Annotated in this window: 23 protein-coding genes and 1 pseudogene; 17 read left to right on the plus strand and 7 right to left on the minus strand. The window is 63.0% G+C overall.

The window, feature by feature from the left end:
* Positions 1-33: 33 nt before the first annotated feature.
* Positions 34-708 carry a RadC family protein gene (gene radC, locus POS17_RS29710; RefSeq protein ID WP_060841714.1) on the minus strand — a complete coding sequence of 225 codons (675 nt, stop codon included), beginning with the start codon at positions 706-708 and terminating at the stop codon, positions 34-36.
* A 132-nt stretch (positions 709-840) separates the two neighbouring features.
* On the opposite strand from radC, the gene coaBC reads away from it, so the two are divergent.
* From coaBC to argB, 4 genes and pseudogenes are all read left to right on the plus strand, one after another.
* A complete protein-coding gene (gene coaBC / locus POS17_RS29715) occupies positions 841-2,049 on the plus strand; it encodes a bifunctional phosphopantothenoylcysteine decarboxylase/phosphopantothenate--cysteine ligase CoaBC (RefSeq protein ID WP_060841715.1) in 1,209 nt (402 codons plus the stop codon).
* Between the two features lie 5 nt (positions 2,050-2,054).
* On the plus strand, positions 2,055-2,510 hold the full coding sequence (gene dut / locus POS17_RS29720; protein WP_060841716.1) for a dUTP diphosphatase: 456 nt from the start codon (positions 2,055-2,057) through the stop codon (positions 2,508-2,510).
* Positions 2,511-2,772: 262 nt separating this feature from the next.
* Positions 2,773-4,173: pseudogene (locus tag POS17_RS29725) on the plus strand (phosphomannomutase/phosphoglucomutase); the annotation flags it as partial.
* A 24-nt stretch (positions 4,174-4,197) separates the two neighbouring features.
* Positions 4,198-5,103, plus strand: a complete 906-nt coding sequence (gene argB, locus POS17_RS29730) for an acetylglutamate kinase (protein ID WP_011064225.1) — start codon at positions 4,198-4,200, stop codon at positions 5,101-5,103.
* Between the two features lie 90 nt (positions 5,104-5,193).
* Here the strand turns inward: argB and pyrE are convergent, their stop codons facing one another.
* Entirely contained in the window at positions 5,194-5,838 is a 645-nt protein-coding gene (gene pyrE / locus POS17_RS29735; RefSeq protein WP_060841718.1) for an orotate phosphoribosyltransferase, read from the minus strand.
* 81 nt (positions 5,839-5,919) lie between these two features.
* Between pyrE and POS17_RS29740 the strand changes: the two genes are divergently transcribed.
* On the plus strand, positions 5,920-6,699 hold the full coding sequence (locus POS17_RS29740) for an exodeoxyribonuclease III (protein WP_011064227.1): 780 nt from the start codon (positions 5,920-5,922) through the stop codon (positions 6,697-6,699).
* 62 nt (positions 6,700-6,761) lie between these two features.
* Here the strand turns inward: POS17_RS29740 and POS17_RS29745 are convergent, their stop codons facing one another.
* A complete protein-coding gene (locus tag POS17_RS29745) occupies positions 6,762-7,130 on the minus strand; it encodes a DUF4870 domain-containing protein (protein ID WP_016964144.1) in 369 nt (122 codons plus the stop codon).
* Between the two features lie 30 nt (positions 7,131-7,160).
* Positions 7,161-7,883, minus strand: a complete 723-nt coding sequence (rph, locus tag POS17_RS29750) for a ribonuclease PH (protein WP_060841719.1) — start codon at positions 7,881-7,883, stop codon at positions 7,161-7,163.
* 270 nt (positions 7,884-8,153) lie between these two features.
* On the opposite strand from rph, the gene POS17_RS29755 reads away from it, so the two are divergent.
* From POS17_RS29755 to POS17_RS29780, 6 genes are all read left to right on the plus strand, one after another.
* Entirely contained in the window at positions 8,154-9,017 is an 864-nt protein-coding gene (locus tag POS17_RS29755; protein WP_060841720.1) for a YicC/YloC family endoribonuclease, read from the plus strand.
* Between the two features lie 10 nt (positions 9,018-9,027).
* Positions 9,028-9,648, plus strand: coding sequence for a guanylate kinase (gmk, locus tag POS17_RS29760; protein ID WP_016964147.1), 621 nt, complete (start codon positions 9,028-9,030; stop codon positions 9,646-9,648).
* A gap of 168 nt (positions 9,649-9,816) precedes the next feature.
* Entirely contained in the window at positions 9,817-10,080 is a 264-nt protein-coding gene (gene rpoZ / locus POS17_RS29765; protein ID WP_007921129.1) for a DNA-directed RNA polymerase subunit omega, read from the plus strand.
* A gap of 57 nt (positions 10,081-10,137) precedes the next feature.
* Positions 10,138-12,243 carry a bifunctional GTP diphosphokinase/guanosine-3',5'-bis pyrophosphate 3'-pyrophosphohydrolase gene (spoT, locus tag POS17_RS29770; RefSeq protein ID WP_060841721.1) on the plus strand — a complete coding sequence of 702 codons (2,106 nt, stop codon included), beginning with the start codon at positions 10,138-10,140 and terminating at the stop codon, positions 12,241-12,243.
* A gap of 24 nt (positions 12,244-12,267) precedes the next feature.
* Positions 12,268-12,648 carry a RidA family protein gene (locus POS17_RS29775; RefSeq protein WP_047306620.1) on the plus strand — a complete coding sequence of 127 codons (381 nt, stop codon included), beginning with the start codon at positions 12,268-12,270 and terminating at the stop codon, positions 12,646-12,648.
* Between the two features lie 55 nt (positions 12,649-12,703).
* A complete protein-coding gene (locus tag POS17_RS29780) occupies positions 12,704-13,444 on the plus strand; it encodes a hypothetical protein (RefSeq protein ID WP_060841722.1) in 741 nt (246 codons plus the stop codon).
* A 42-nt stretch (positions 13,445-13,486) separates the two neighbouring features.
* Here POS17_RS29780 and POS17_RS29785 read toward each other — a convergent pair whose 3' ends face one another.
* A complete protein-coding gene (locus POS17_RS29785; protein ID WP_060841723.1) occupies positions 13,487-14,344 on the minus strand; it encodes an NAD-dependent epimerase/dehydratase family protein in 858 nt (285 codons plus the stop codon).
* Between the two features lie 189 nt (positions 14,345-14,533).
* On the opposite strand from POS17_RS29785, the gene exbB reads away from it, so the two are divergent.
* The 6 genes from exbB to POS17_RS29815 all read left to right on the plus strand — a co-directional run bounded on the left by exbB (position 14,534) and on the right by POS17_RS29815 (position 21,351).
* Positions 14,534-15,532, plus strand: a complete 999-nt coding sequence (gene exbB / locus POS17_RS29790) for a tonB-system energizer ExbB (protein ID WP_060841724.1) — start codon at positions 14,534-14,536, stop codon at positions 15,530-15,532.
* Positions 15,533-15,538: 6 nt separating this feature from the next.
* A complete protein-coding gene (gene exbD / locus POS17_RS29795; RefSeq protein WP_016963705.1) occupies positions 15,539-15,967 on the plus strand; it encodes a TonB system transport protein ExbD in 429 nt (142 codons plus the stop codon).
* On the plus strand, positions 15,964-16,716 hold the full coding sequence (locus POS17_RS29800; protein WP_060841725.1) for an energy transducer TonB: 753 nt from the start codon (positions 15,964-15,966) through the stop codon (positions 16,714-16,716). Before exbD ends, POS17_RS29800 begins: the two co-directional genes overlap by 4 nt.
* Before the next feature lie 149 nt (positions 16,717-16,865).
* Complete coding sequence (locus tag POS17_RS29805) at positions 16,866-17,786, plus strand: hydrogen peroxide-inducible genes activator (RefSeq protein ID WP_016963703.1); 921 nt, start codon at positions 16,866-16,868, stop codon at positions 17,784-17,786.
* A 9-nt stretch (positions 17,787-17,795) separates the two neighbouring features.
* Positions 17,796-19,871, plus strand: a complete 2,076-nt coding sequence (gene recG / locus POS17_RS29810) for an ATP-dependent DNA helicase RecG (protein WP_060841726.1) — start codon at positions 17,796-17,798, stop codon at positions 19,869-19,871.
* Between the two features lie 79 nt (positions 19,872-19,950).
* A complete protein-coding gene (locus POS17_RS29815; RefSeq protein ID WP_060841727.1) occupies positions 19,951-21,351 on the plus strand; it encodes an aminoacyl-tRNA deacylase and HDOD domain-containing protein in 1,401 nt (466 codons plus the stop codon).
* Positions 21,352-21,418: 67 nt separating this feature from the next.
* On the opposite strand, the gene POS17_RS29820 is transcribed toward POS17_RS29815, so the two are convergent.
* Together POS17_RS29820 and tagQ are read right to left on the minus strand one after the other, a co-directional pair.
* Positions 21,419-21,802 carry a hypothetical protein gene (locus POS17_RS29820; RefSeq protein WP_042940722.1) on the minus strand — a complete coding sequence of 128 codons (384 nt, stop codon included), beginning with the start codon at positions 21,800-21,802 and terminating at the stop codon, positions 21,419-21,421.
* Between the two features lie 140 nt (positions 21,803-21,942).
* On the minus strand, positions 21,943-22,881 hold the full coding sequence (gene tagQ, locus POS17_RS29825) for a type VI secretion system-associated lipoprotein TagQ (protein ID WP_060841728.1): 939 nt from the start codon (positions 22,879-22,881) through the stop codon (positions 21,943-21,945).
* Positions 22,882-22,940: the final 59 nt, after the last annotated feature.

A 22,940-nucleotide genomic window follows, 5' to 3' on the forward strand; every position in this document is an offset into this window, starting at 1 on the left:
CGGGGCCAACACCGGCCTTGAGGCGCACCGGGCTCATATCCAGCCGTACTCGGCCATGGACAACGGATCACCCTCGCCAACGATGAAGTGGTCCAGCACCCGGACATCGATCAACTCCAGCGCCTCCTGCAAGCGCCGGGTAACGATCCGATCGGCCGGGCTGGGCTCACAGATGCCCGACGGATGGTTATGGCAGAGAATCACCGCCGCCGCGTTATGCGCCAGGGTGCGCTTGAGCACCTGTCGCGGGTAAACCGTGGTGCTGTCGATCGACCCTTGAAACAACACCTCAAAGGCCAGGACCCGATGCTTGGTGTCGAGAAACAGACAGCCAAACACCTCGTGGGGCTGGTGTCGCAGCATCGACTTCAGGTAATCGCGCACCACCAGCGGGCTCTCCAGTGCTGACTGCCGGTGGAGCCTTTCCGCCAGATGCCGGCGCGCCATCTCCAGCACGGCCTGCAGCAGAGCGTACTTGGCCGGGCCTAGCCCCAGTTGCCGGGTGAAGGTCACTTGATCCGCCTCCAGCAGCCGACGCAGGCTGCCGAAACGCTGCAACAAGTGCCGCGCCAGGTCCACCGCGCTTTTTCCGGCCACCCCGCTTCGCAGGAAAATAGCCAGCAGCTCGGCATCGGAAAGACTGATGGCGCCCTGCTCCAGAAGCCGCTCCCGCGGGCGCTCCGCCGCGGGCCAATCACGAATGCTCATCACACCTCCCTGTGCATGGCGCCGCTGTTCCACAGCGGGCGCTGTGCTATCTTAGCCACCCTCTTTTTGCGTGGTATTTCACCTGGGGAGGGGGCATGCCACGCAGCAATCACTGAACGGAAAGACAGGCCTATGCAGCGGCTGTATCGGAAACGCATCGTGCTCGGCGTCGGCGGCGGCATTGCCGCCTATAAGAGCGCGGAGCTGGTTCGCCGACTCCTCGACCAGGGCGCCGAAGTGCGCGTGGTCATGACCCGGGGCGGCAGTGAATTCATCACCCCGCTGACCATGCAGGCCCTCTCCGGGCACCCTGTTCACCTCGACCTGCTGGATCCGGCCGCTGAAGCCGCCATGGGCCATATCGAACTGGCCAAATGGGCCGACCTGGTCCTGATCGCTCCCGCTACCGCCGACCTGATCGCCCGTCTGGCCCAGGGCATCGCCGACGACCTGCTGACGACCCTGGTCCTGGCGACCGACGCCACAGTCGCCATCGCTCCAGCCATGAACCAGGCCATGTGGCGCGATCCTGCCACCCAAGCCAACACCCAACTGCTGCAAAGTCGCGGCCTGCGGGTCTTCGGCCCGGCCTCCGGAAGCCAGGCCTGTGGCGACGTCGGCCTGGGCCGCATGCTGGAAGCCAACGATCTGGCGCTGTGCGCCGCCGACTGCTTCCAGCACCAGGCACTGACCGGCAAACACCTGCTGATCACCGCCGGACCGACTCAGGAAAACATCGATCCGGTGCGCTACATCACCAACCATAGCTCAGGAAAAATGGGCTTCGCCCTGGCCGAGGCCGCTGTCGAGGCCGGTGCCCGGGTCACTCTGATCACCGGACCGGTGCACCTGCCAACCCCCGACAGAGTCACGCGGATCGACGTGGTCAGCGCTCGCGACATGCTCGCGGCCTGTGAAGCGGCCATCCCATGCGACGTTTTCATCGCCTCGGCGGCGGTCGCGGACTACCGCCCGGAAGTCGTCGCCCCACAGAAATTAAAGAAAGACCCTACGAAAGGTGACGGCCTGCTACTACAGATGGTGCGCAACCCAGACATCCTGGCCACCATCGCCAGCCGGCCGGATCGCCCTTTCAGTGTCGGTTTCGCCGCCGAAACCGAGAATCTGCTCGACTACGCTGCACGCAAATTGAAGGACAAGAACCTCGACCTGATCGTCGCCAACGACGTGGCCAACCCGAGCATTGGCTTCAACAGCGAGGAAAACGCCTGCAGCGTGATTGACCGGGAGTTGCACGCAACTCTCTTCGCCCAGACCAGCAAGGGCAAGATCGCCCGCCAACTGATCTCTTTCATCGCCGAACGGCTGAACCAGGTTTAACTCGCATGCACGCTTTACAAGCCAAGATCCTCGACCCACGCATCGGCAACGAATTCCCCCTGCCGCAGTACGCCACGCCGGGCTCCGCCGGGCTCGACCTGCGGGCCATGCTCCAGCAGGACACCGTCCTGGAACCGGGCCAGACCCTGCTGATTCCAACCGGCCTGTCGGTCTATATCGGCGATCCGGGCCTGGCGGCACTGATCCTGCCGCGTTCGGGCCTCGGCCATAAGCACGGGATTGTGCTGGGCAATCTGGTGGGCCTGATCGACTCGGACTACCAGGGCGAACTGATGGTGTCCTGCTGGAACCGTGGCCAGACCGCCTTCAATATCGCCGTCGGCGAACGCATTGCCCAACTGGTGCTGGTGCCGGTGGTCCAGGCGCATTTCGAGGTGGTCGAAGCCTTTGACGAAAGCCAGCGCGGCGCCGGCGGTTTCGGTCACTCCGGCAGCCACTGACGACTCCGCCTCGGGTCGGGCCCCTCGCCCGGCCCGACAACCACTGCCGGGGCATTTAAGGGCCAATGACCGCTGCTGTCTGCATCACGCTTCGGGCCCGCCAGGCCGGGCCTTTGAGCCGCCAAGGCCCGGCCGGCCCGGGGCAGATAGCACTTTCACACTACGAACTCTATGCTGAAACCGCCGTCATACCCTTGAGTTTGAGCCTGCCGGCCCGCCCTTTACCGGCCGTACTGCACCCCCTTCAGATGGAGCACCCTCAGTGATGAGCAACGCAGCTAACGTCGCCCCGACATTTCCTGACAGCATCTTCCGTGCCTACGACATCCGCGGCGTTGTACCGCAATCCCTGACCGCCGAAACCGCGTACTGGATCGGCCGCGCCGTCGGCTCCCAGAGCCTGGCTCAGGACGAACCCAACGTCTGTGTAGGCCGGGATGGCCGCCTGTCCGGCCCGGAGCTGGTGGAGCAACTGATTCAGGGCCTGCACGACAGCGGCTGCCACGTTTCCGATGTTGGCCTGGTGCCGACTCCAGCCCTGTACTACGCCGCCAATGTCCTGGCCGGCAAGTCCGGGGTGATGCTCACCGGCAGCCACAACCCGTCGAACTACAACGGCTTCAAGATCGTCATCGCCGGCGACACCCTGGCCAACGAACAGATCCAGGCCCTGCACGAGCGCCTCAAGAGCAACAACCTGAGCAGCGCCCAGGGCAGCATCACCCGGGTCGACATCCTGCCGCGCTACGCCGAGGAGATCACCCGTGACATCAAGCTGGCCCGACGCCTGAAGGTCGTGGTGGACTGCGGCAACGGCGCCGCCGGGGTCATCGCTCCGCAGCTGATCGAAGCCCTGAACTGCGAAGTCATCCCGCTGTTTTGCGAGGTGGACGGCAACTTCCCCAATCACCACCCGGATCCGGGCAAGCCTGAAAACCTCGAAGACCTGATCGCCAAGGTCAAGGAAACCGGGGCCGACCTGGGCCTGGCCTTCGACGGCGACGGCGATCGCGTCGGCGTGGTCACCAACACCGGCAGCATCGTCTACCCCGATCGCCTGCTGATGCTGTTCGCCAAGGACGTGGTGGCGCGCAACCCGGATGCGGAGATCATCTTCGACGTCAAATGCACTCGGCGCCTGATTCCGCTGATCAAGGAATACGGCGGTCGCCCGCTAATGTGGAAGACCGGTCACTCGTTGATCAAAAAGAAAATGAAACAGACCGGCGCACTGCTGGCTGGCGAAATGAGCGGCCATGTGTTCTTCAAGGAGCGCTGGTTCGGTTTCGACGACGGCATTTATAGCGCCGCCCGGTTGCTGGAGATCCTCAGCAAGGAAAAATCCACCGCAGAAGAGTTGTTCGCGACCTTCCCGAACGATATTTCTACGCCGGAAATCAATATCCATGTGACCGAAGAGAGCAAATTCAGCATCATTGATGCCCTGCACGACGCGCAGTGGGGCGCAGGCGCCGACCTGACCACCATTGACGGCGTGCGAGTCGACTATGCCAAGGGCTGGGGCCTGGTTCGCGCCTCCAACACCACCCCTGTGCTGGTGCTGCGCTTCGAGGCTGATGACGAAGCCGAGCTGCAGCGGATTAAGGACGTGTTCCACGTCCAGCTGAAACGTGTTGCACCTGATCTCCAACTACCGTTTTGACTGTTTGAAGCACCGGAGCCCTGAATGACCATCGAACGCGATGCCGCCGCCAATACCGCCAAGGTCCTATCCGAAGCGCTGCCCTACATCCGCCGCTATGTCGGCAAGACCCTGGTGATCAAGTACGGCGGCAACGCTATGGAGAGCGAGGAGCTGAAAACCGGCTTCGCCCGCGACATCGTGTTGATGAAGGCTGTCGGGATCAATCCGGTGGTGGTGCACGGCGGTGGCCCGCAGATCGGCGACCTGCTCAAGCGGCTGTCGATTGAAAGCCACTTCGTCGACGGCATGCGCGTGACTGACGCGCAGACCATGGACGTGGTGGAGATGGTCCTGGGCGGCCAGGTCAACAAGGACATCGTCAACCTGATCAACCGTCATGGCGGCAGCGCCATCGGCCTGACCGGTAAAGATGCCGAGCTGATTCGTGCGAAAAAGCTCACCGTGACCCGCCAGACCCCAGAGATGACCACTCCGGAAATCATCGATATCGGCCATGTGGGCGAAGTGGTCGGGATCAACACCGACCTGCTGAACCTGCTGGTCAAGGGTGACTTCATCCCGGTGATCGCGCCGATTGGCGTTGGCGCCAATGGCGAGTCCTACAACATCAACGCCGACCTGGTGGCCGGCAAGGTGGCCGAAGCACTGAAAGCCGAGAAGCTGATGCTGCTGACCAACATCGCCGGCCTGATGGACAAGTCGGGCAAGGTCTTGACTGGCCTGAGTACCCAGCAAGTCGACGAGTTGATCGCCGACGGCACCATCTACGGCGGCATGTTGCCGAAAATCCGCTGCGCCCTGGAAGCGGTGCAGGGCGGCGTCGGCAGCTCGCTGATCATCGACGGCCGCGTGCCTAACGCGATTCTGCTGGAGATCTTCACCGATACCGGCGTCGGCACCCTGATCAGCAATCGCAAGCGCCCCTAAGCGCCAGCAACAAAAAAGCCCCGCCCGGTATCCCGCCCGGGCGCGGGCTTTTTTATCGACGCAATCTTTGCAGGAGCCGGCTCCTACAGGTCAGATGCCGTATTGCGCGCGGTAGGCTTCCACTGCGGGCAGATGTTGCTTGAGCGCCGGATCGTCTGCCAGGAACTGCAGGACCTGGGTCAGGGAAACGATGCTCACCACGGGAATACCGAAGTCACGCTCGACTTCCTGGATCGCCGACAGCTCGCCGTTGCCGCGCTCCTGGCGGTTCAGGGCAATCAACACGCCCGCCGCCTTGGCGCCTTCCTGGGACTCGATGATCTGCATCACCTCGCGAATAGCAGTGCCTGCGGTGATCACGTCATCAATGATCAGCACATCACCGGTCAATGGCGCGCCTACCAGGCTGCCACCTTCGCCATGCGCCTTGGCTTCCTTGCGGTTGAAGCACCAAGGCAGATCGCGCTGATGATGCTCAGCCAGAGCAACGGCCGTAGCCGCCGCCAGAGGAATGCCTTTATAGGCCGGGCCAAACAGCACATCGAAGGGAATGCCGCTTTCGACGATCGCCGCGGCATAGAAACGCCCCAGCTGGGCCAGGGCCGAACCGCTGTTGAACAGGCCGGCATTGAAGAAGTAAGGGCTGGTACGCCCGGACTTCAGGGTGAACTCACCGAAGCGCAAAACCCCGCGATCGATGGCAAAACGAATGAAATCGCGCTGATACGCCTGCATGAAAAAACCCCAGATACCACGGATTTAGCTAATTAGGTAGAGCTCGGGTATCATACACGCACGTGATTTTTGGGGCCATTTATGCGGATCATCAGTGTGAACGTCAATGGTATTCAGGCTGCAGTGGAGCGTGGTTTGCTCAGTTGGCTGCAGGCACAGAATGCCGACGTCATCTGCCTGCAGGACACCCGCGCCTCTGCCTTTGAACTGGACGACCCAGCCTTCCAACTGGATGGCTACTTCCTTTATGCCTGCGATGCTGAAGTCCCTGCCCAAGGCGGCGTGGCTTTGTATTCGCGGTTGCAGCCGAAGGCGGTCATCAGCGGCCTCGGCTTCGAGACAGCCGATCGTTACGGGCGCTACCTGCAAGCCGATTTCGACAAGGTCAGCATCGCGACCTTGCTGCTTCCATCAGGGCAGAACGGCGATGAAGACTTGAACCAGAAGTTCAAGCTAATGGACGACTTCGCCCGTTATCTGGATAAACAGCGGCGCAAACGCCGCGAGTACATCTATTGTGGCTCGCTGTACGTGGCGCAACAAAAGCTGGATATCAAGAACTGGCGTGACAGCCAGCAATCTCCAGGCTTCCTGGCACCCGAGCGTGCCTGGATGGACGAGATCATTGGCAACATGGGCTATGTCGACGCGCTGCGCGAAGTCAGCCGCGAAGGCGACCAGTACAGCTGGTGGCCGGACAACGAACAGGCTGAGATGCTCAACCTGGGCTGGCGCTTTGACTACCAGCTGCTGACTCCTGGCCTGCGCCGCTTTGTCCGTAGCGCTCGCTTGCCGCGTCAGCCGCGCTTCTCGCAGCACGCACCGCTGATCGTGGACTATGACTGGACGCTGACCATCTAAGCGTCTTTTCAGAGCCACAAAAAAGCCGACAGCGATGTCGGCTTTTTTTGTGGCTGCCCACCCTACTTGATCAGGCGCCAGGTAAAAGGATACCGATACGGCACACCCTCACCCGCCTTGACCCCACCGATGATGGTCAGCACCAGGGCGCCAATCGCCAGCAGGCCGAACATAAAGAAACCGATGACCACGATCATCAGCAGGAAGCAGACCGCTGACGCAATGGCGACCGTCAGCTGGAAGTTCAGCGCCTCCTTGCCCTGGGCATCGATAAAGGGATCCGTCTCGCGCTTCATCTGCCAAAGAATCAGCGGCCCGATCAGCGTACCGAAGGGAACCCAGATCCCCAGCAAGGCGGACAGGTGACAGAACATCGCCCATTGCCGGACTTCATGGCTCGGCGCAGGTTGTGGCAGTTGCTCATCACTCATGGTGCTCTCCTTGCTGAAGACCGGCGCCCATCAATCGGCGAGTGCCGCCTGCTGCAGTTGGAAAATCTCGTTCATGCCTTGCTGGGCCAGGGCCAGCATCGTATTCAGTTCGGCCGGCTGGAACGGCGCGCCCTCGGCAGTACCCTGCACTTCGATGAAACCGCCAGTGCTGGTCATGACGACATTGAGGTCGGTTTCAGCGGCCGAGTCTTCCAGATAATCCAGGTCCAGGACCGGCTCACCCTGGTACATGCCCACCGATACTGCAGCAATCATCTGCTTCAATGGGTCGCCGCCTTTCAGGCCGCCGCGCTTCTTGATCACTTTCAAGGCGTCGACCAGCGCCACCATCGCGCCAGTGATCGACGCGGTACGGGTGCCGCCATCAGCCTGGATCACATCGCAATCGACATACAGGGTGATGTCGCCCAGCTTGGACATGTCCAGCGCGGCGCGCAGGGAGCGACCGATCAGGCGCTGGATCTCCAGGGTGCGGCCGCCTTGCTTGCCACGGCTGGCTTCACGCTGGTTACGCTCGCCGGTGGACCGCGGCAGCATGCCGTATTCGGCCGTCAACCAGCCTTGACCCTGGCCCTTGAGGAAGCGCGGTACGCCATTCTCGACGCTGACCGTGCAGATCACTTTGGTATCACCGAACTCGACCAGTACAGATCCCTCGGCGTGTTTGGTGTAGTTGCGGGTAATGCGGATCGAGCGGAGCTGATCGGCAGCGCGACCACTTGGACGTTTCATAGGGAAATACCTGTACGAGGACGGAAAACTGCCGGGCATTATAAAGCCCGCAACCGCGCCAGGGCACGCCTAAAAAGGCCAAAGGCGCATTTGTGCCTCAGATTGATCCTGTTGCGACGACCTGCGCCCCATTGTCTGCAGCAGGGTTTGGGGACGCCTGTCGCACTGCGCTACAATCCTGCGCCTTCGCCGCCTACCGGCTTTAATTCATCTATCAGGCCTGCTCAGCCCGCTTGCGGTTGGCGTCGGCACTGAATCGGAGGTACCTCCATGGTGCATAGCATGACCGCCTTCGCACGGGTCGAACAGGCCGGAACCCGGGGCACGCTGAGCTGGGAGTTGCGCTCGGTCAACAGCCGTTACCTGGAGCCGCACCTGCGGTTGCCGGAAGCCTTCCGCGACCTCGAAGGCGCAGTCCGCGAAGCACTGCGCCAGGGTTTGTCCCGGGGCAAAGTCGAATGCACCCTGCGCTTCACCGAGGAAACCACCGGCAAGCCATTGCAGGTCGACCGTGAGCGCGCGGCACAGCTGGTCGCGGCGGCCGAGACGGTTGCCAGCCTGATCAAGCAGCCGGCAGCCCTGAACCCACTGGAAGTCCTGGCCTGGCCCGGCGTACTGGTGGCCGACGCCAGTGACCCGCAAGCCTTGAACAGCGATGCCTTGGCCCTGTTCAACCAGGGCCTGAAGGAATTGAAGAGCGGTCGCGAACGCGAGGGCGCCGAACTGGCCCGACTGATCAACGAGCGCCTGTCCTCCATGGAGGAAGACGTGGCGACACTGCGCGAGCTGGTTCCGCAGATGCTCGCGACCCAGCGCCAGAAAGTCCTCGACCGTTTCGCCGACATGCAGGTTGAGCTGGACCCGACCCGTCTCGAGCAGGAGATGGTCCTGCTGGCACAGAAAAGCGACGTCGCCGAAGAACTGGATCGCTTGAGCACCCACATCATCGAAGTACGTCGCGTGCTCAAGTCCGGCGGCGCTGCCGGTCGGCGCCTGGACTTCCTGATGCAAGAGCTCAACCGCGAAGCCAATACCCTGGGCTCCAAGGCCTTCGACCCACGCAGCACTCAGGCTGCGGTCAACCTCAAGGTGTTGATCGAGCAGATGCGCGAACAAGTGCAGAACATTGAGTAAGGCAACTGACATGACCCACAGCACCGGCACCCTGTACATCATTTCCGCCCCATCGGGCGCAGGCAAAAGCAGCCTGGTCAAGGCTTTGACCGACGCCAACCCGGAGATCCGCGTCTCGATCTCCCACACCACCCGCGCCATGCGCCCGGGCGAAGTGAATGGCGTGAACTATCACTTCGTCGAACGCAGCGAGTTCGTGAAGATGATCGAGCATGGCGACTTTCTGGAGCGCGCCGAAGTCTTCGGCAACCTCTATGGCACCTCGCAAAGCCACCTGCAGCAGACCCTGGACGAAGGTCACGACCTGATCCTGGAAATCGACTGGCAAGGCGCCGAGCAGGTGCGCAAGCTGATGCCACAGGCGCGTTCGATCTTCATCCTGCCACCATCCTTGCAGGCCTTGCACCAGCGCCTGACCAACCGCGGGCAAGACAGCGACGAGATCATCGAAGGGCGGATGCGCGAAGCCGTCAGCGAAATGAGCCACTACGTCGACTACGACTACCTGATCATCAACGACGATTTCGCCCACGCGCTGGACGACCTGAAGGCCATTTTCCGCTCCAATCAACTGCAGCAGAAACGTCAGCAGCAGCGTTTCGGCAAGTTGCTGGCTGAACTGCTGGGCTAAAACAGCACTTCCCAAAACCGCTGCAAGCGCTTTACATTGGCACTTGCAGCGCGTTGAAGAGCCTGGTCAAAAAATCAGCGCTTCCCTAAACGCTGGTGATTTTTTAAACTGTTGAGTCCGCTCGCCCATCCGGGCAGCGCGCATATTGCATTTGCTACGAGGAAGACCATGGCCCGCGTAACCGTTGAAGACTGTCTAGAACACGTGGATAACCGCTTTGAGCTGGTCATGCTCTCTACCAAGCGTGCCCGTCAACTGGCAACCGGCGGCAAAGAGCCGAAAGTAGCATGGGAAAACGACAAGCCTACCGTTGTCGCCCTGCGCGAAATCGCTGAAGGCCTGATCGACTATGCAGCCATCGCCGAAGCCGAAATCGTTGAAGACGAGCCGCTTTTTGCTGCTTTCGAGGACGAGTCCAACGAGGCCGTCTGAGCCTATGCCTGGTCGACGTAGCACGGCGCGGGATCACAGCTTACGGCAGGAGACATCATGCCGAGCATAGACGCCCTCGCCGATCGCTTATCGACCTATCTCGGCACGGACCAGGTCAATCTGGTCCGCCGAGCGTATTTCTACGCCGAACAAGCCCATGACGGTCAGCGCCGTCGCAGCGGCGAGGCGTACGTCACGCACCCACTCGCGGTAGCGAATATTCTTGCCGACATGCACATGGACCATCAGAGCCTGATGGCCGCGATGCTGCATGACGTGATCGAAGACACCGGCATCGCCAAGGAAGCGCTCAGCGCGCAGTTTGGTGAAACCGTGGCCGAACTCGTGGACGGGGTCAGCAAACTGACCCAGATGAACTTCGAGACCAAGGCCGAAGCCCAAGCGGAAAACTTCCAGAAAATGGCCATGGCCATGGCTCGCGATATTCGCGTGATCCTGGTCAAGCTGGCCGACCGCCTGCACAACATGCGCACCCTGGAAGTGCTCTCCGGCGAGAAACGCCGGCGGATCGCCAAGGAAACCCTGGAGATCTACGCCCCCATCGCCAATCGCCTGGGCATGCACAGCATCCGTATCGAATTCGAAGACCTGGGCTTCAAGGCGATGCACCCGATGCGTTCCGCGCGGATCTACCAGGCGGTCAAGCGCGCTCGGGGCAATCGCAAGGAAATCGTCAACAAGATCGAAGAATCCCTCAGCCACTGCCTGGCCATCGACGGCATCCAGGGCGAGGTCAGCGGTCGCCAGAAGCACCTGTACGGCATCTACAAGAAAATGCGCGGCAAACGCCGGGCCTTCAACGAGATCATGGACGTCTATGCGTTCCGCATCATCGTCGACAAGGTAGACACCTGCTACCGGGTACTTGGCGCTGTGCACAATCTGTACAAGCCGCTGCCGGGACGCTTCAAGGACTACATCGCCATTCCCAAGGCCAACGGCTATCAGTCGCTGCATACCACGCTGTTCGGCATGCACGGAGTACCGATCGAGATCCAGATCCGTACCCGGGAAATGGAAGAAATGGCCAATAACGGCATCGCCGCCCACTGGCTGTACAAATCCAGTGGCGACGAACAGCCCAAAGGCACCCACGCCCGCGCCCGCCAATGGGTCAAGGGCGTCCTGGAAATGCAACAGCGCGCCGGCAACTCCCTGGAATTCATCGAGAGCGTGAAGATCGACCTGTTCCCGGACGAGGTCTACGTGTTCACGCCCAAAGGCCGGATCATGGAGCTGCCCAAAGGCTCCACCGCCGTGGACTTCGCCTACGCGGTGCACACCGACGTGGGCAACAGCTGCATCGCCTGCCGGATCAACCGCCGCCTGGCACCGCTGTCGGAACCCCTGCAAAGCGGCTCCACCGTGGAAATCGTCAGCGCCCCGGGGGCACGCCCCAATCCGGCCTGGCTGAATTTCGTGGTCACCGGCAAGGCCCGCACCCACATTCGTCACGCCCTCAAGCTGCAGCGCCGCTCCGAATCCATCAGCCTCGGCGAACGCCTGCTGAACAAGGTGCTCAACGGTTTCGACAGCTCGCTGGAAAAAATCCCGACCGAACGTATCCAGGCCATCCTCCAGGAATACCGCCTGGAACTGATCGAAGACCTGCTGGAAGACATCGGCCTGGGCAATCGCATGGCCTACGTCGTGGCCCGACGCCTGCTGGGTGAAGGCGAACAGCTGCCAAGCCCGGAAGGCCCGCTGGCGATCCGCGGCACCGAAGGCCTGGTGCTGAGCTACGCCAAATGCTGCACGCCGATCCCTGGCGACCCGATCGTCGGCCACCTGTCCGCTGGCAAAGGGATGGTGGTGCACCTGGACAACTGCCGCAATATCAGCGAAATCCGCCACAACCCGGAAAAATGCATCCAGCTGTCCTGGGCCAAGGATGTCACTGGCGAGTTCAACGTCGAACTGCGCGTCGAGCTGGAACACCAGCGCGGCCTGATCGCGCTGCTGGCCAGCAGCGTCAACGCCGCCGACGGCAACATCGAGAAAATCAGCATGGACGAACGCGATGGTCGCATCAGCGTGGTCCAACTGGTGGTCAGCGTGCACGACCGCGTGCACCTGGCCCGCGTGATCAAGAAACTGCGCGCCCTGACCGGGGTCATCCGCATCACCCGCATGCGCGCGTAGCCCGTCCATTACAAGGAGTCATTCATGACCAAGACCGTTATCACCAGCGAAAAGGCCCCGGCCGCCATCGGCACCTACTCCCAGGCCATCAAGGCGGGCAACACCGTCTACATGTCGGGCCAGATTCCCCTCGATCCAAAAACCATGGAACTGGTGGAAGGCTTCGAAGCCCAGACCGTCCAGGTCTTCGAGAACCTCAAGTCGGTAGCCGAGGCCGCTGGCGGTTCGTTCAAGGACATCGTCAAGCTGAACATCTTCCTCACCGACCTGAGCCACTTCGCCAAGGTCAACGAGATCATGGGCAAGTACTTCCAGCAGCCTTACCCAGCCCGCGCCGCCATTGGCGTGGCAGCCCTGCCCAAGGGCGCACAGGTTGAAATGGATGCCATTCTGGTCATCGAGTAACACCCGCGGCGCAGCTCTTCAGGCTGCGCCGTTTTCGTTCTGAAAGGATTTCGTCATGCGCCAAGCGCTAGCTGTTTCGCTGCTCGCCGTATTGCTCGGCGGTTGTGCCAGCGACCCCGCCAAAAACGATGTCGGCGGCATCTGGATCAATCAGGTAGCGATCGACGCAGCCTCCAAGGGCGGCCCTTTGCGTGAAGCCCTCCAGGCTTACGGCCCGAACCTGGAATGGGAACTCAACACCAAGGCAGGCCAGGCCCGCTACACCAATGGTTTCGAGACCATCGAAGGCAAGATCGTCAACGACGGTTCAAATACTGCAAAGGTCGAGTTCTATGGCAGCGCCGCCACGGAGCTGAAACGCAACGGCAAGCAATTGCTGCAAGTGGCCAACGACAACGAACCCGAACAGGTATTCGTCCCGCCCAAGGACCCGGCACCTGAAGGCGCGCCACTGGGCGCCAACTTCGAGCGCGCGCTGTACTCGGCCTACCTGGGCGGCACATGGAAAATCGTCAGCGGTCCGGGACTGGGCAACGAAGTCCAGTTCCAGGCCAACGGCGCCGTGCAAGGCCTGCCGGGAGCCGATCGCTACGCCCTGTGCCTGGCGGGCGACTGCGCTTCCATGAGCGGCGGCAACGACAGCATCTGGTTGCAGCTCAATGGCCAGGGCAATTCCTGGATCTTCGTGCGCAAGGACCAGCAGCTGGAGATCTTCCAGGCGGTGAACAGCGCACTGGCGGATGAAGTGCCGTCGCTGATGCCAGGCAACCAGCAATGGCTGCTGCAAAAGCAATGACCCGGAGGTAGCCGCTGCCAACCGCAGCGGCTACGGTCCGATTCAGCCTTGCCCCTGAAGAATCGCCGCATAGCCCTGTCGATAACTCAGATAACGCGGCACCCAGCCCAACGCCCGGGCCCGGGCATTGCTGCAGCGCTTGCTACCGGTGCGGCGCACGCTGGCATCATCCGCCCACTCGGTCACACCCAGGTATTCACGCAGCCAGCCGACCACTTCCGCCAGCGGCGCGGGCGCGTCATCGACCCCGATATAGCAATCATCCAGCGCGGTGCCGCGACGGTCCGCCTCAAGCAGGAACGCCAGCAGGCCCGCCGCATCGTCGGCATGAATGCGATTGCCATACAACGGCGGATCAATCGCCACCCGATACCCGCGCCGCACCTGGGTCAGCAGCCATTCACGGCCCGGCCCGTAGATGCCGGTCAGGCGCACCCGCGTTGCAGGCAGCCCACTGTTCAAGGCCACCTGCTCGGCTTCCAGCATCAAACGGCCCGAGTAGCCGCTCGCCAGGGCCGGCGAATTCTCATCGACCCATTCACCGCCCTTCTGCTCGTAGACACTGCTGCTGGAGACGAACAACAGGCGCTTGGGCTGCTGGCCATGCTGCTTGAGCCAGCTCAGCACATGCTGCAGGCCCTCGACATAGGCCGCGCGATACCCAGCTTCGTCATGCTCGGTGGCCGCCGCGCAGTACACCAGATAATCCAGGGGCGCCTGTGGCCAGTCCATCGGGCATTGCTCGCTGAACAGGTCACCGGCGACGCCAATCACTCCCTGAGGCAGGCGCGATACCGTGCGGCGCAAGCCATAAACCCGCCATTGCTCAGCCAGCAGTTGAGTCGCCAGGCGACTCCCGACATCACCGCAACCGGCGATCAAAACAGAGGGGGAGGACATCAGAAAACTCCTTTCAGAAAGGCCAAGACTAGCCTCGGCTTTGGATGAACGGCTAGAAATCGAGGAAAAATAGTTACTGTATTACTTTTGTTAACAAGAATTAATTGCAATAATAACCGCCCAATTGTTCTCGGCCCAGCGAGGCCTAGAAGGACATTCAACCCTTTCCTCCTCTCAGGTCCGGCCAGCATGACAAGCAATCCACTCTCCGCCTCGCCAACCAAACGCCCAAGCCCACTGCGCGCCGCAAGCGCGGTTGCTGCGCTGCTGTGCAGCCTGCTGCTGGCTCCGACCGCAGCCTTCGCCGACCAGCACGCCCCGGCCACCGCGCCGGCCGCCAGCGCTCCAGCCGCCGAACACCCTCAGACTGACCCGGCAGCCCCCCTGGCCACTGCGCCAGCCACCGATCCGGCCCAGGCCGAAGGCCTTCCGGTAGCGGGCCAGGACACCCCCGAAGTCCTCGAAGCCGACAACAGCCTGGGCATGGCCCATGACCTGTCGCCCTGGGGCATGTACCAGAACGCCGACATCATCGTGAAACTGGTGATGATTGGCCTGGCCATCGCCTCGATCATCACCTGGACCATCTGGATCGCCAAAGGCTTCGAACTGCTGGGTGCCAAGCGTCGCCTGCGCGGTGAAATCGCTGCCCTGAAAAAGGCCACCACTCTCAAAGAGGCCAGCGCCACGGCCGCCAAGGAGGGCACCCTCGCCCACCTGCTGGTCCACGACGCCCTGGAAGAAATGCGCCTGTCGGCAAACAGCCGTGAGAAAGAAGGCATCAAGGAGCGGGTCAGCTTCCGCCTTGAGCGCCTGGTGGCTGCCTGCGGTCGCAACATGAGCAGCGGCACCGGCGTGCTCGCCACCATCGGTTCCACCGCGCCATTCGTCGGTCTGTTCGGCACCGTGTGGGGCATCATGAACAGCTTCATCGGCATCGCCAAGACCCAAACCACCAACCTCGCCGTGGTTGCCCCGGGCATCGCCGAAGCCCTGCTGGCCACCGCCCTGGGGCTGGTTGCAGCGATCCCGGCGGTCGTGATCTACAACGTCTTCGCTCGCTCCATCACCGGCTACCGCGCCCAGGTGGCCGATGCCTCGGCAGAAGTCCTGCTGCTGGTCAGCCGCGACCTGGACCACCAGCCAGCCGAGCGCTCCGCACAACCGCACATGGTGAAAGTGGGGTAATCAGCCATGGGCTTGCATTTGAAAGAAGGCGCAGGCGACGACCTGGCCGAAAACCACGAAATCAACGTCACGCCGTTCATCGACGTGATGCTGGTATTGCTGATCATCTTCATGGTGGCCGCCCCGCTGGCCACCGTGGACATCAAGGTCGACCTTCCCGCCTCCAGCGCCAAACCGGCGCCGCGTCCGGAAAAACCGGTATTCCTCAGCGTCAAGGCCGACCAGCGCCTGTTCATCGGCGAAGAGGAAGTCAAGGCCGAGACCCTGGGCGCCATTCTCGACGCCCGCACCCAAGGCAAGAAGGATACGACCATCTTCTTCCAGGCCGACAAGGGCGTGAACTACGGCGATCTGATGAGCGTCATGGACAACCTGCGGGCCGCCGGCTACCTGAAAGTCGGCCTGGTCGGACTTGAGACGGCAGCCAAGAAATGATCACGACGCGCCAAAGACTGACGCGTTACAGCGGTAGCCTGGCGGTGGTGCTGGGTGTCCATGCGCTGGCGATCCTCCTCGCCCTCAACTGGTCCAAACCACAACCAATACCCATTCCGCCCCAGGCCATGGTGGTGGAACTGGCGCCTGCCCCTGTGCCGCCTCCGCCGGCACCACCGAAAGTGGTGACCCCGCCGCAACCGCCTGCGCCGGTGGAAGAACTGCCGCTGCCCAAGCTCGCCGAAGCGCCGAAACCGACTATTTCAGTGCCCAAGCCGGCCAAGCCGAAGCCCAAGCCACAACCGCCAAAACCGGTGGTCAAGCCCGAGCCGCCCAAGGAAAAGCCTTCCGAGGAAAAGCCCAGCGACGCCCCGGTCACACCCGCCCCGTCCCAGCAGCCCGCCCCCGCGACTGCAGGCCCGTCACCGGCCCAGGCGGCCGCCAAGGCCAACTGGCAGGGACTGGTGCAGGCGCATCTGGCCAAGTACAAGCGCTACCCGAGCGAAGCTCAACGTCGAGGCAAGGAAGGCACCAACTCCCTGCGCTTCGTGGTTGATGCCGAAGGCAAGGTGCTGTCCTACGAGCTGATCAGCCGTTCGGGCAATGCGGATCTGGACCGGGCCACCCTGGACATGATCCGTCGCGCACAGACTCTGCCCAAGCCGCCGGCCGACATGCTCACCAATGGCACCGTGGAAGTCACCGCGCCCTTCAACTACGAAATCGACAGAAGCCGCGGCCGCCGCTGATACCCCGCCAGGGCACCTGCAAAGGTGCCCTTGGCGTTTGTGCAGCCCGAAGCAGGCATTGGCGGGTGTCGCATTCCACCCTCCGTCTGATAACGTGCGTCTATCGATTGCAGCCGTTATGCTTGGCCGCATCCTCATGGACGCCCGCTATGACCCTCACAGAATTACGCTACATCGTCACCCTCGCCCAAGAGCAGCACTTCGGCCACGCCGCCGAGCGTTGCCATGTCAGCCAGCCGACCCTCTCGGTGGGCGTGAAAAAGCTTGAAGACGAACTCGGTGTGCTGATTTTCGAGCGCAGCAAGAGCGCGGTGCGCCTGACCCCGGTCGGCGAAACCATCGTCGCCCAGGCACAGAAGGTCCTGGAACAGGCCCAGGGCATCCGTGAACTGGCCCAGGCCGGCAAGAACCAGCTGACCGCACCGCTCAAGGTGGGCGCCATCTATACCGTCGGTCCCTACCTGTTCCCGCACCTGATTCCCCAGCTGCACCGGGTCGCGCCGCAGATGCCGCTGTATATCGAAGAGAACTTCACCCACGTACTGCGGGACAAGCTGCGCAATGGCGAGCTGGACGCGATCATCATCGCCCTGCCGTTCAATGAAGCCGATGTCCTGACCCTGCCGCTGTACGACGAGCCCTTCTACGTGCTGATGCCCAGCGGCCACTCCTGGACCAAGAAGGAAACCATCGACGCCAACCTGCTCAACGACAAGAGCCTGTTGCTGCTGGGCGAGGGCCACTGCTTCCGCGACCAGGTGCTGGAGGCCTGCCCGACCCTGACCAAGGGCAACGACGGCGCCAAGCACACCACCGTGGAATCCAGCTCCCTGGAGACCATCCGCCACATGGTCGCCTCCGGCCTGGGCATCTCGATCCTGCCGCTGTCGGCAGTGGACAGCCATCACTACGCCCCCGGCGTGATCGAAGTGCGCCCACTGACCCCGCCGGTACCGTTTCGCACCGTAGCCATCGCCTGGCGCGCCAGCTTCCCGCGGCCCAAGGCCATCGAGATCCTCGCCGACTCGATCCGCCTGTGCTCGGTGGCCAAGCCGCCCGCCGCGAGCTAAGCAAGCGCAATGACTGAGCTGTCGAAAGTGCCGGTCACGGCACTCAAGGGCGTCGGCGACGCCATGGCCGAGAAGCTGGCCAAGGTCGGCCTGGAAAACCTTCAGGACGTGCTGTTCCACCTGCCCCTGCGTTACCAGGACCGCACCCGCGTGGTGCCGATCGGCGCCCTGCGCCCGGGCCAGGATGCCGTGATCGAAGGCACCGTCAGCGGTGCCGACGTGGTCATGGGCAAGCGCCGCAGCCTGCTGGTGCGCCTGCAGGATGGCACCGGCGGCCTGAGCCTGCGCTTCTACCATTTCAGCAATGCCCAGAAAGACGGCCTGAAGCGCGGCACTCGCGTGCGCTGCTACGGCGAAGCCCGGCCCGGGGCCTCGGGCCTGGAGATCTACCACCCGGAATACCGCGCCATCAGTGGCGACGAACCGCCGCCGGTGGACCAGACCCTGACCCCCATCTACCCGCTGACCGAGGGCCTGACCCAGCAGCGCCTGCGCCTGCTCTGCCAGCAGAGCCTGGCCCTGCTCGGCCCCCGCAGCCTGCCGGACTGGCTGCCGGAGGAACTGGCCCGGGACTATCAGCTGGCGCCCCTGGACGATGCGATCCGCTACCTGCATCACCCGCCGGCAGACGCCGATGTCGATGAGCTGGCCCTCGGGCACCACTGGGCCCAGCACCGCCTGGCGTTCGAGGAACTGCTGACCCACCAGCTGTCCCAGCAACGCCTGCGCGACAGCCTGCGCTCCCAGCGCGCCCCAGTGCTGCCGCTGGCCCGGAACCTGCCGGCCAAGTACCTGAAGAACCTCGGCTTCGCTCCCACGGGCGCGCAACAACGGGTCGGCAACGAAATCGCCTACGACCTGAGCCAGCCGGAACCCATGCTGCGCCTGATCCAGGGCGACGTCGGCGCCGGCAAGACCGTGGTCGCCGCCCTCGCCGCCCTGCAGGCCCTGGAAGCCGGTTACCAGGTGGCGCTGATGGCGCCCACCGAGATCCTCGCCGAGCAGCACTTCATTACCTTCAAGCGCTGGCTCGAACCCCTGGGCCTGGAAGTCGCCTGGCTGGCGGGCAAGCTCAAGGGCAAGAACCGCGCGGCAGCCCTGGAACAGATCGCCGGCGGCGCGCCCATGGTGGTGGGCACCCACGCCCTGTTCCAGGACGAGGTGCAATTCAAGAACCTGGCCCTGGTAATCATCGACGAACAGCACCGCTTCGGCGTCCAGCAGCGCCTGGCCCTGCGCCAGAAAGGCGTCGGCGGCCGCCTGTGCCCGCACCAGCTGATCATGACCGCCACTCCGATTCCGCGAACCCTGGCGATGAGCGCCTACGCCGACCTGGACACCTCGATCCTCGACGAACTGCCCCCGGGCCGCACGCCGGTCAATACCGTGCTGGTCACCGACAGCCGCCGCGTCGAGGTGATCGAACGGGTGCGCGCCGCCTGCGCCGAAGGGCGCCAGGCCTACTGGGTCTGCACCCTGATCGAAGAATCCGAGGAGCTCACCTGCCAGGCCGCCGAAACCACCTTCGAAGACCTCTCCAGCGCCCTGGGCGAACTGCGGGTGGGGCTGATCCACGGCCGCATGAAACCGGCGGAGAAAGCCGCGGTGATGGCCGAGTTCAAGGCCGGCAACCTGCAACTGCTGGTGGCCACCACGGTGATCGAAGTCGGGGTCGACGTGCCCAATGCGAGCCTGATGATCATCGAGAACCCGGAACGCCTGGGCCTGGCACAGCTGCACCAGCTACGCGGCCGGGTCGGGCGCGGCAGCGCCGCCAGCCACTGCGTGCTGCTCTACCATCCACCGCTTTCACAAATCGGTCGCCAGCGCCTGGGCATCATGCGTGAGACCAACGACGGTTTCGTCATCGCCGAAAAGGACCTGGAACTGCGCGGTCCCGGGGAAATGCTCGGCACCCGCCAGACCGGTCTCTTGCAGTTCAAGGTCGCCGACCTGATGCGCGACGCCGACCTGCTGCCTGCGGTACGCGATGCCGCACAGGCTCTGCTGGAGCGCTGGCCGGACCACGTCAGCCCGTTGCTGGAACGCTGGCTGCGCCATGGCCAGCAATACGGCCAAGTGTGAACCACCACTCAGTTAGTGAACCCTCGCCATAACCAAGCTGGTTATACTCGTCAAATTGTAGAAAAACGGATACCAGACCATGACAGAAGTTGCCCTCGACATTGCAACCCCACACGCTCCGTCTGTTATCCGGTTGCTGCTCGGCAAGCTGGCCATCAGCTACAACGAAGTGCTCGACCAGCCGGGCCTGCCGGCTGCGCGCAAGGTCCAGGCGGTGCTGCTGGACGACGCCGTCGGCGCGCTGATGGTGCTGTTCCCGCAGAGCCAGCTACTGGACCTCAACCGCCTCGCCGAACTCACCGGCCGCCGCCTCACCGCCGTGTCCACCGAGCGCCTGGAGCGCATGCTCGGCAAGCACAGCCTGAGCCTGTTGCCCGGCCTGCCGGCGCTGACCAGCTCGCCGTGCCTGTATGAAGAAAGCCTGCTGCGCGAACCCAGCCTGCTGATCAATTCCGGCGAGCCCGGCGTGCTGCTGGAGATCACCAGCGAAGCCTTCAAGAGCATGCTCAACAAAGCCAGTGCCGGGCATTTCGGCGAGCCCCTGAGCAGCATCCGCCCCAACCTCGACCGCCCGGACGACGACCGCGAGGAAATCACCCAGGCCATGCAGGCATTCACTGCGCGGCGCATCCAGCAGCGCCTGGAAGCCACCATCGAGATCCCGCCGCTGGCGGAAACCGCGCAGAAGATCATCAAGCTGCGGGTCGATCCCAATGCCACCATCGACGACATCACCGGCGTGGTGGAAACCGACCCGGCCCTGGCCGCGCAGGTCGTGAGCTGGGCGGCCTCGCCCTACTACGCCTCGCCGGGCAAGATCCGCTCGGTGGAAGACGCCATCGTCCGTGTGCTGGGCTTCGATCTGGTGATCAACCTGGCGCTGGGGCTGGCCCTGGGCAAGACCCTGAGCTTGCCCAAGGACCAGCCGCAACACGCCACGCCCTACTGGCAGCAATCGATCTACACCGCCGCGGTGATCGAGGGCCTGACCCGCGCCATGCCCCGCGCCCAGCGCCCGGAGGCCGGCCTGACCTACCTCGCCGGCCTGCTGCACAACTTCGGCTACCTGCTGCTGGCCCACGTGTTCCCACCGCACTTCTCGCTGATCTGCCGGCACCTGGAGGTCAACCCGCACCTGTGCCACAGCTATGTCGAGCAGCACCTGCTGGGCATCAGTCGCGAACAGATCGGCTCCTGGCTGATGCGCTACTGGGACATGCCGGACGAGCTGTCCACCGCCCTGCGCTTCCAGCACGACCCGAGCTACGACGGCGCCTTCGCCGAATACCCCAACCTGGTGTGCCTGGCGGTGCGCCTGCTGCGCAGCCGGGGCATCGGTTCCGGCCCCCACGAAGAGATCCCCGACGCCCTGTTCGAGCGCCTGGGCCTGAGCCGTGACAAGGCCGAAGACGTGGTGAGCAAAGTGCTGGAAGCGGAAGTACTGCTGCGGGAACTGGCGTCGCAATTCAGCCAGGCCTGAGCCCCTTCGGCGGTCAGTCGGCTCCTGCGCAGCACCGAGGAGCCGGCTGGCCGACCCAGGTCCCCAGTCAAGCCTTGGGCTTGGCCTTCTTCGGTTTCAAATACTTGGTCAGGCCCTGGAACCAGATCACCAGCGCCGGATTGCCCTTGATCTGAATCGACTTGTCCTGAATCCCGGTCATGAACGCCAACTGCTTGTTCTTCGCCTGCATCGTGGCGAAGCCGTAGGCGGCATCCTTGAAGGCAATGGCGAACGCAGGCTCCGGGTAGAACCCCGAGCGGCTGGTAATGCGCTGGTCCTTGACGAAGAAATGCCGAGCAACCTTGCCGTCAAGGGTCTGCAGCTGGAACACCAGCTCCTTGTCGCCCAACTGTTGCTGGAAAGCGGGATTGTTGCGGCTGGCCTTGCCCATCAACAGGCCAAGCATCCAGAGAAGAAAACGAAATTTCATGCACGGCGCCTCAGTGGAATTATTGGGTGGCCGGCGCAGTTTAACCTGTAACGTGAAGAGCGCCAGTCGATCTGGCCAATTACTCGGAGATCGACTGGCGTTCAACGCTTATCGCGACATCTTGTCAGACAATCACTGACTCAGACGTTAGGGCAAGGCACCGGTGCCCAGTCACCCAGGTCCGGGTTCTTGCACATGCTGTTGACCTGGGTCTGGCCGGTGGTAGCGACCTTGTTGCTCTCGGCCTGCTTGGTCTTGGCCTGCTGGATCGACTTCTCGGTGCTCACCGCTTCGGCCGGCACGCTCGGCAGCTTGGGTTGCTTGACCTTCTGCGCCGGCTGCTTCTTCTTGCCACCGCTGGTGGTGGTCACCGGAGTGGTATCGGCGGTGGCCACCTTGACCACGTCGGTACGCTGCACGCCCACCTGCTGCAGATCCTGCTCGTAGGCCTGGTTGTACTTGTTCAGGTCTTCGCTGGCCCGGCCGTTCACCGCAGCGATCAGGTCGTTGGACTCTTTCAGGCCGCTGACGATTTCCGCCAGGCGCTTGCGCCCTTCCACGTCATTGATGCTGTTGGCCTTGCGCGCGCTGATCAGGCTGTCGAAGGCACGCTGGTAGCAGGTTTGCGAGGCACGGGCGTAGGCCGTGCTGCGGTCGATGTCGGCCGCGCTCTTGTTGACGTCGGTGGCGTAGGAAGCGATGCGCTGATTGTCGTCGGCGATCTGTTTCTGACGCTCGGTGTAGTAACCGGCGGCGCCACCGGCCAGGGCACCGCCTGCGGCGCCGATGGCGGCGTTGCGGCCACGGTGGTCGCCGTCACCGGTCAGGGCACCGAGCAGGGCGCCACCGGCGGCGCCCAGGGCAGCGCCGGTCACCACCGACTTGGTCATGTCCGAGTCGGTGGCACGCAGGTGCTGTACCGGTTCGTAGCAGCTCGGGTAGTACTCGACCTTGGTGGTCGAGGCGACCTTGGACACCGGAGAGGTCGCGCAACCGGTCAATACGGTGCTGAACCCGGCGGCAACCAACAGCAGGTGACGCTTGGATGTTGAAGCAAATGGCTTGCGGGAAAAAAGCATGTTGATGATCTCGATTAGTGTTGACCTACTCGGCACGACACCAGGTCGCCCGAGCTCCT

This window comes from Pseudomonas sp. Os17 (assembly GCF_001547895.1).
Taxonomy (GTDB): domain Bacteria; phylum Pseudomonadota; class Gammaproteobacteria; order Pseudomonadales; family Pseudomonadaceae; genus Aquipseudomonas.

Bases quoted from the DNA above. Each gene is read 5' to 3' on its own strand.
- radC (WP_060841714.1), bottom strand. From the start codon at position 708: ATGAGCATTCGTGATTGGCCCGCGGCGGAGCGCCCGCGGGAGCGGCTT.
- coaBC (WP_060841715.1), top strand. From the start codon at position 841: ATGCAGCGGCTGTATCGGAAACGCATCGTGCTCGGCGTCGGCGGCGGC.
- dut (WP_060841716.1), top strand. From the start codon at position 2,055: ATGCACGCTTTACAAGCCAAGATCCTCGACCCACGCATCGGCAACGAA.
- argB (WP_011064225.1), top strand. From the start codon at position 4,198: ATGACCATCGAACGCGATGCCGCCGCCAATACCGCCAAGGTCCTATCC.
- pyrE (WP_060841718.1), bottom strand. From the start codon at position 5,838: ATGCAGGCGTATCAGCGCGATTTCATTCGTTTTGCCATCGATCGCGGG.
- POS17_RS29740 (WP_011064227.1), top strand. From the start codon at position 5,920: ATGCGGATCATCAGTGTGAACGTCAATGGTATTCAGGCTGCAGTGGAG.
- POS17_RS29745 (WP_016964144.1), bottom strand. From the start codon at position 7,130: ATGAGTGATGAGCAACTGCCACAACCTGCGCCGAGCCATGAAGTCCGG.
- rph (WP_060841719.1), bottom strand. From the start codon at position 7,883: ATGAAACGTCCAAGTGGTCGCGCTGCCGATCAGCTCCGCTCGATCCGC.
- POS17_RS29755 (WP_060841720.1), top strand. From the start codon at position 8,154: ATGGTGCATAGCATGACCGCCTTCGCACGGGTCGAACAGGCCGGAACC.
- gmk (WP_016964147.1), top strand. From the start codon at position 9,028: ATGACCCACAGCACCGGCACCCTGTACATCATTTCCGCCCCATCGGGC.
- rpoZ (WP_007921129.1), top strand. From the start codon at position 9,817: ATGGCCCGCGTAACCGTTGAAGACTGTCTAGAACACGTGGATAACCGC.
- spoT (WP_060841721.1), top strand. From the start codon at position 10,138: ATGCCGAGCATAGACGCCCTCGCCGATCGCTTATCGACCTATCTCGGC.
- POS17_RS29775 (WP_047306620.1), top strand. From the start codon at position 12,268: ATGACCAAGACCGTTATCACCAGCGAAAAGGCCCCGGCCGCCATCGGC.
- POS17_RS29780 (WP_060841722.1), top strand. From the start codon at position 12,704: ATGCGCCAAGCGCTAGCTGTTTCGCTGCTCGCCGTATTGCTCGGCGGT.
- POS17_RS29785 (WP_060841723.1), bottom strand. From the start codon at position 14,344: ATGTCCTCCCCCTCTGTTTTGATCGCCGGTTGCGGTGATGTCGGGAGT.
- exbB (WP_060841724.1), top strand. From the start codon at position 14,534: ATGACAAGCAATCCACTCTCCGCCTCGCCAACCAAACGCCCAAGCCCA.
- exbD (WP_016963705.1), top strand. From the start codon at position 15,539: ATGGGCTTGCATTTGAAAGAAGGCGCAGGCGACGACCTGGCCGAAAAC.
- POS17_RS29800 (WP_060841725.1), top strand. From the start codon at position 15,964: ATGATCACGACGCGCCAAAGACTGACGCGTTACAGCGGTAGCCTGGCG.
- POS17_RS29805 (WP_016963703.1), top strand. From the start codon at position 16,866: ATGACCCTCACAGAATTACGCTACATCGTCACCCTCGCCCAAGAGCAG.
- recG (WP_060841726.1), top strand. From the start codon at position 17,796: ATGACTGAGCTGTCGAAAGTGCCGGTCACGGCACTCAAGGGCGTCGGC.
- POS17_RS29815 (WP_060841727.1), top strand. From the start codon at position 19,951: ATGACAGAAGTTGCCCTCGACATTGCAACCCCACACGCTCCGTCTGTT.
- POS17_RS29820 (WP_042940722.1), bottom strand. From the start codon at position 21,802: ATGAAATTTCGTTTTCTTCTCTGGATGCTTGGCCTGTTGATGGGCAAG.
- tagQ (WP_060841728.1), bottom strand. From the start codon at position 22,881: ATGCTTTTTTCCCGCAAGCCATTTGCTTCAACATCCAAGCGTCACCTG.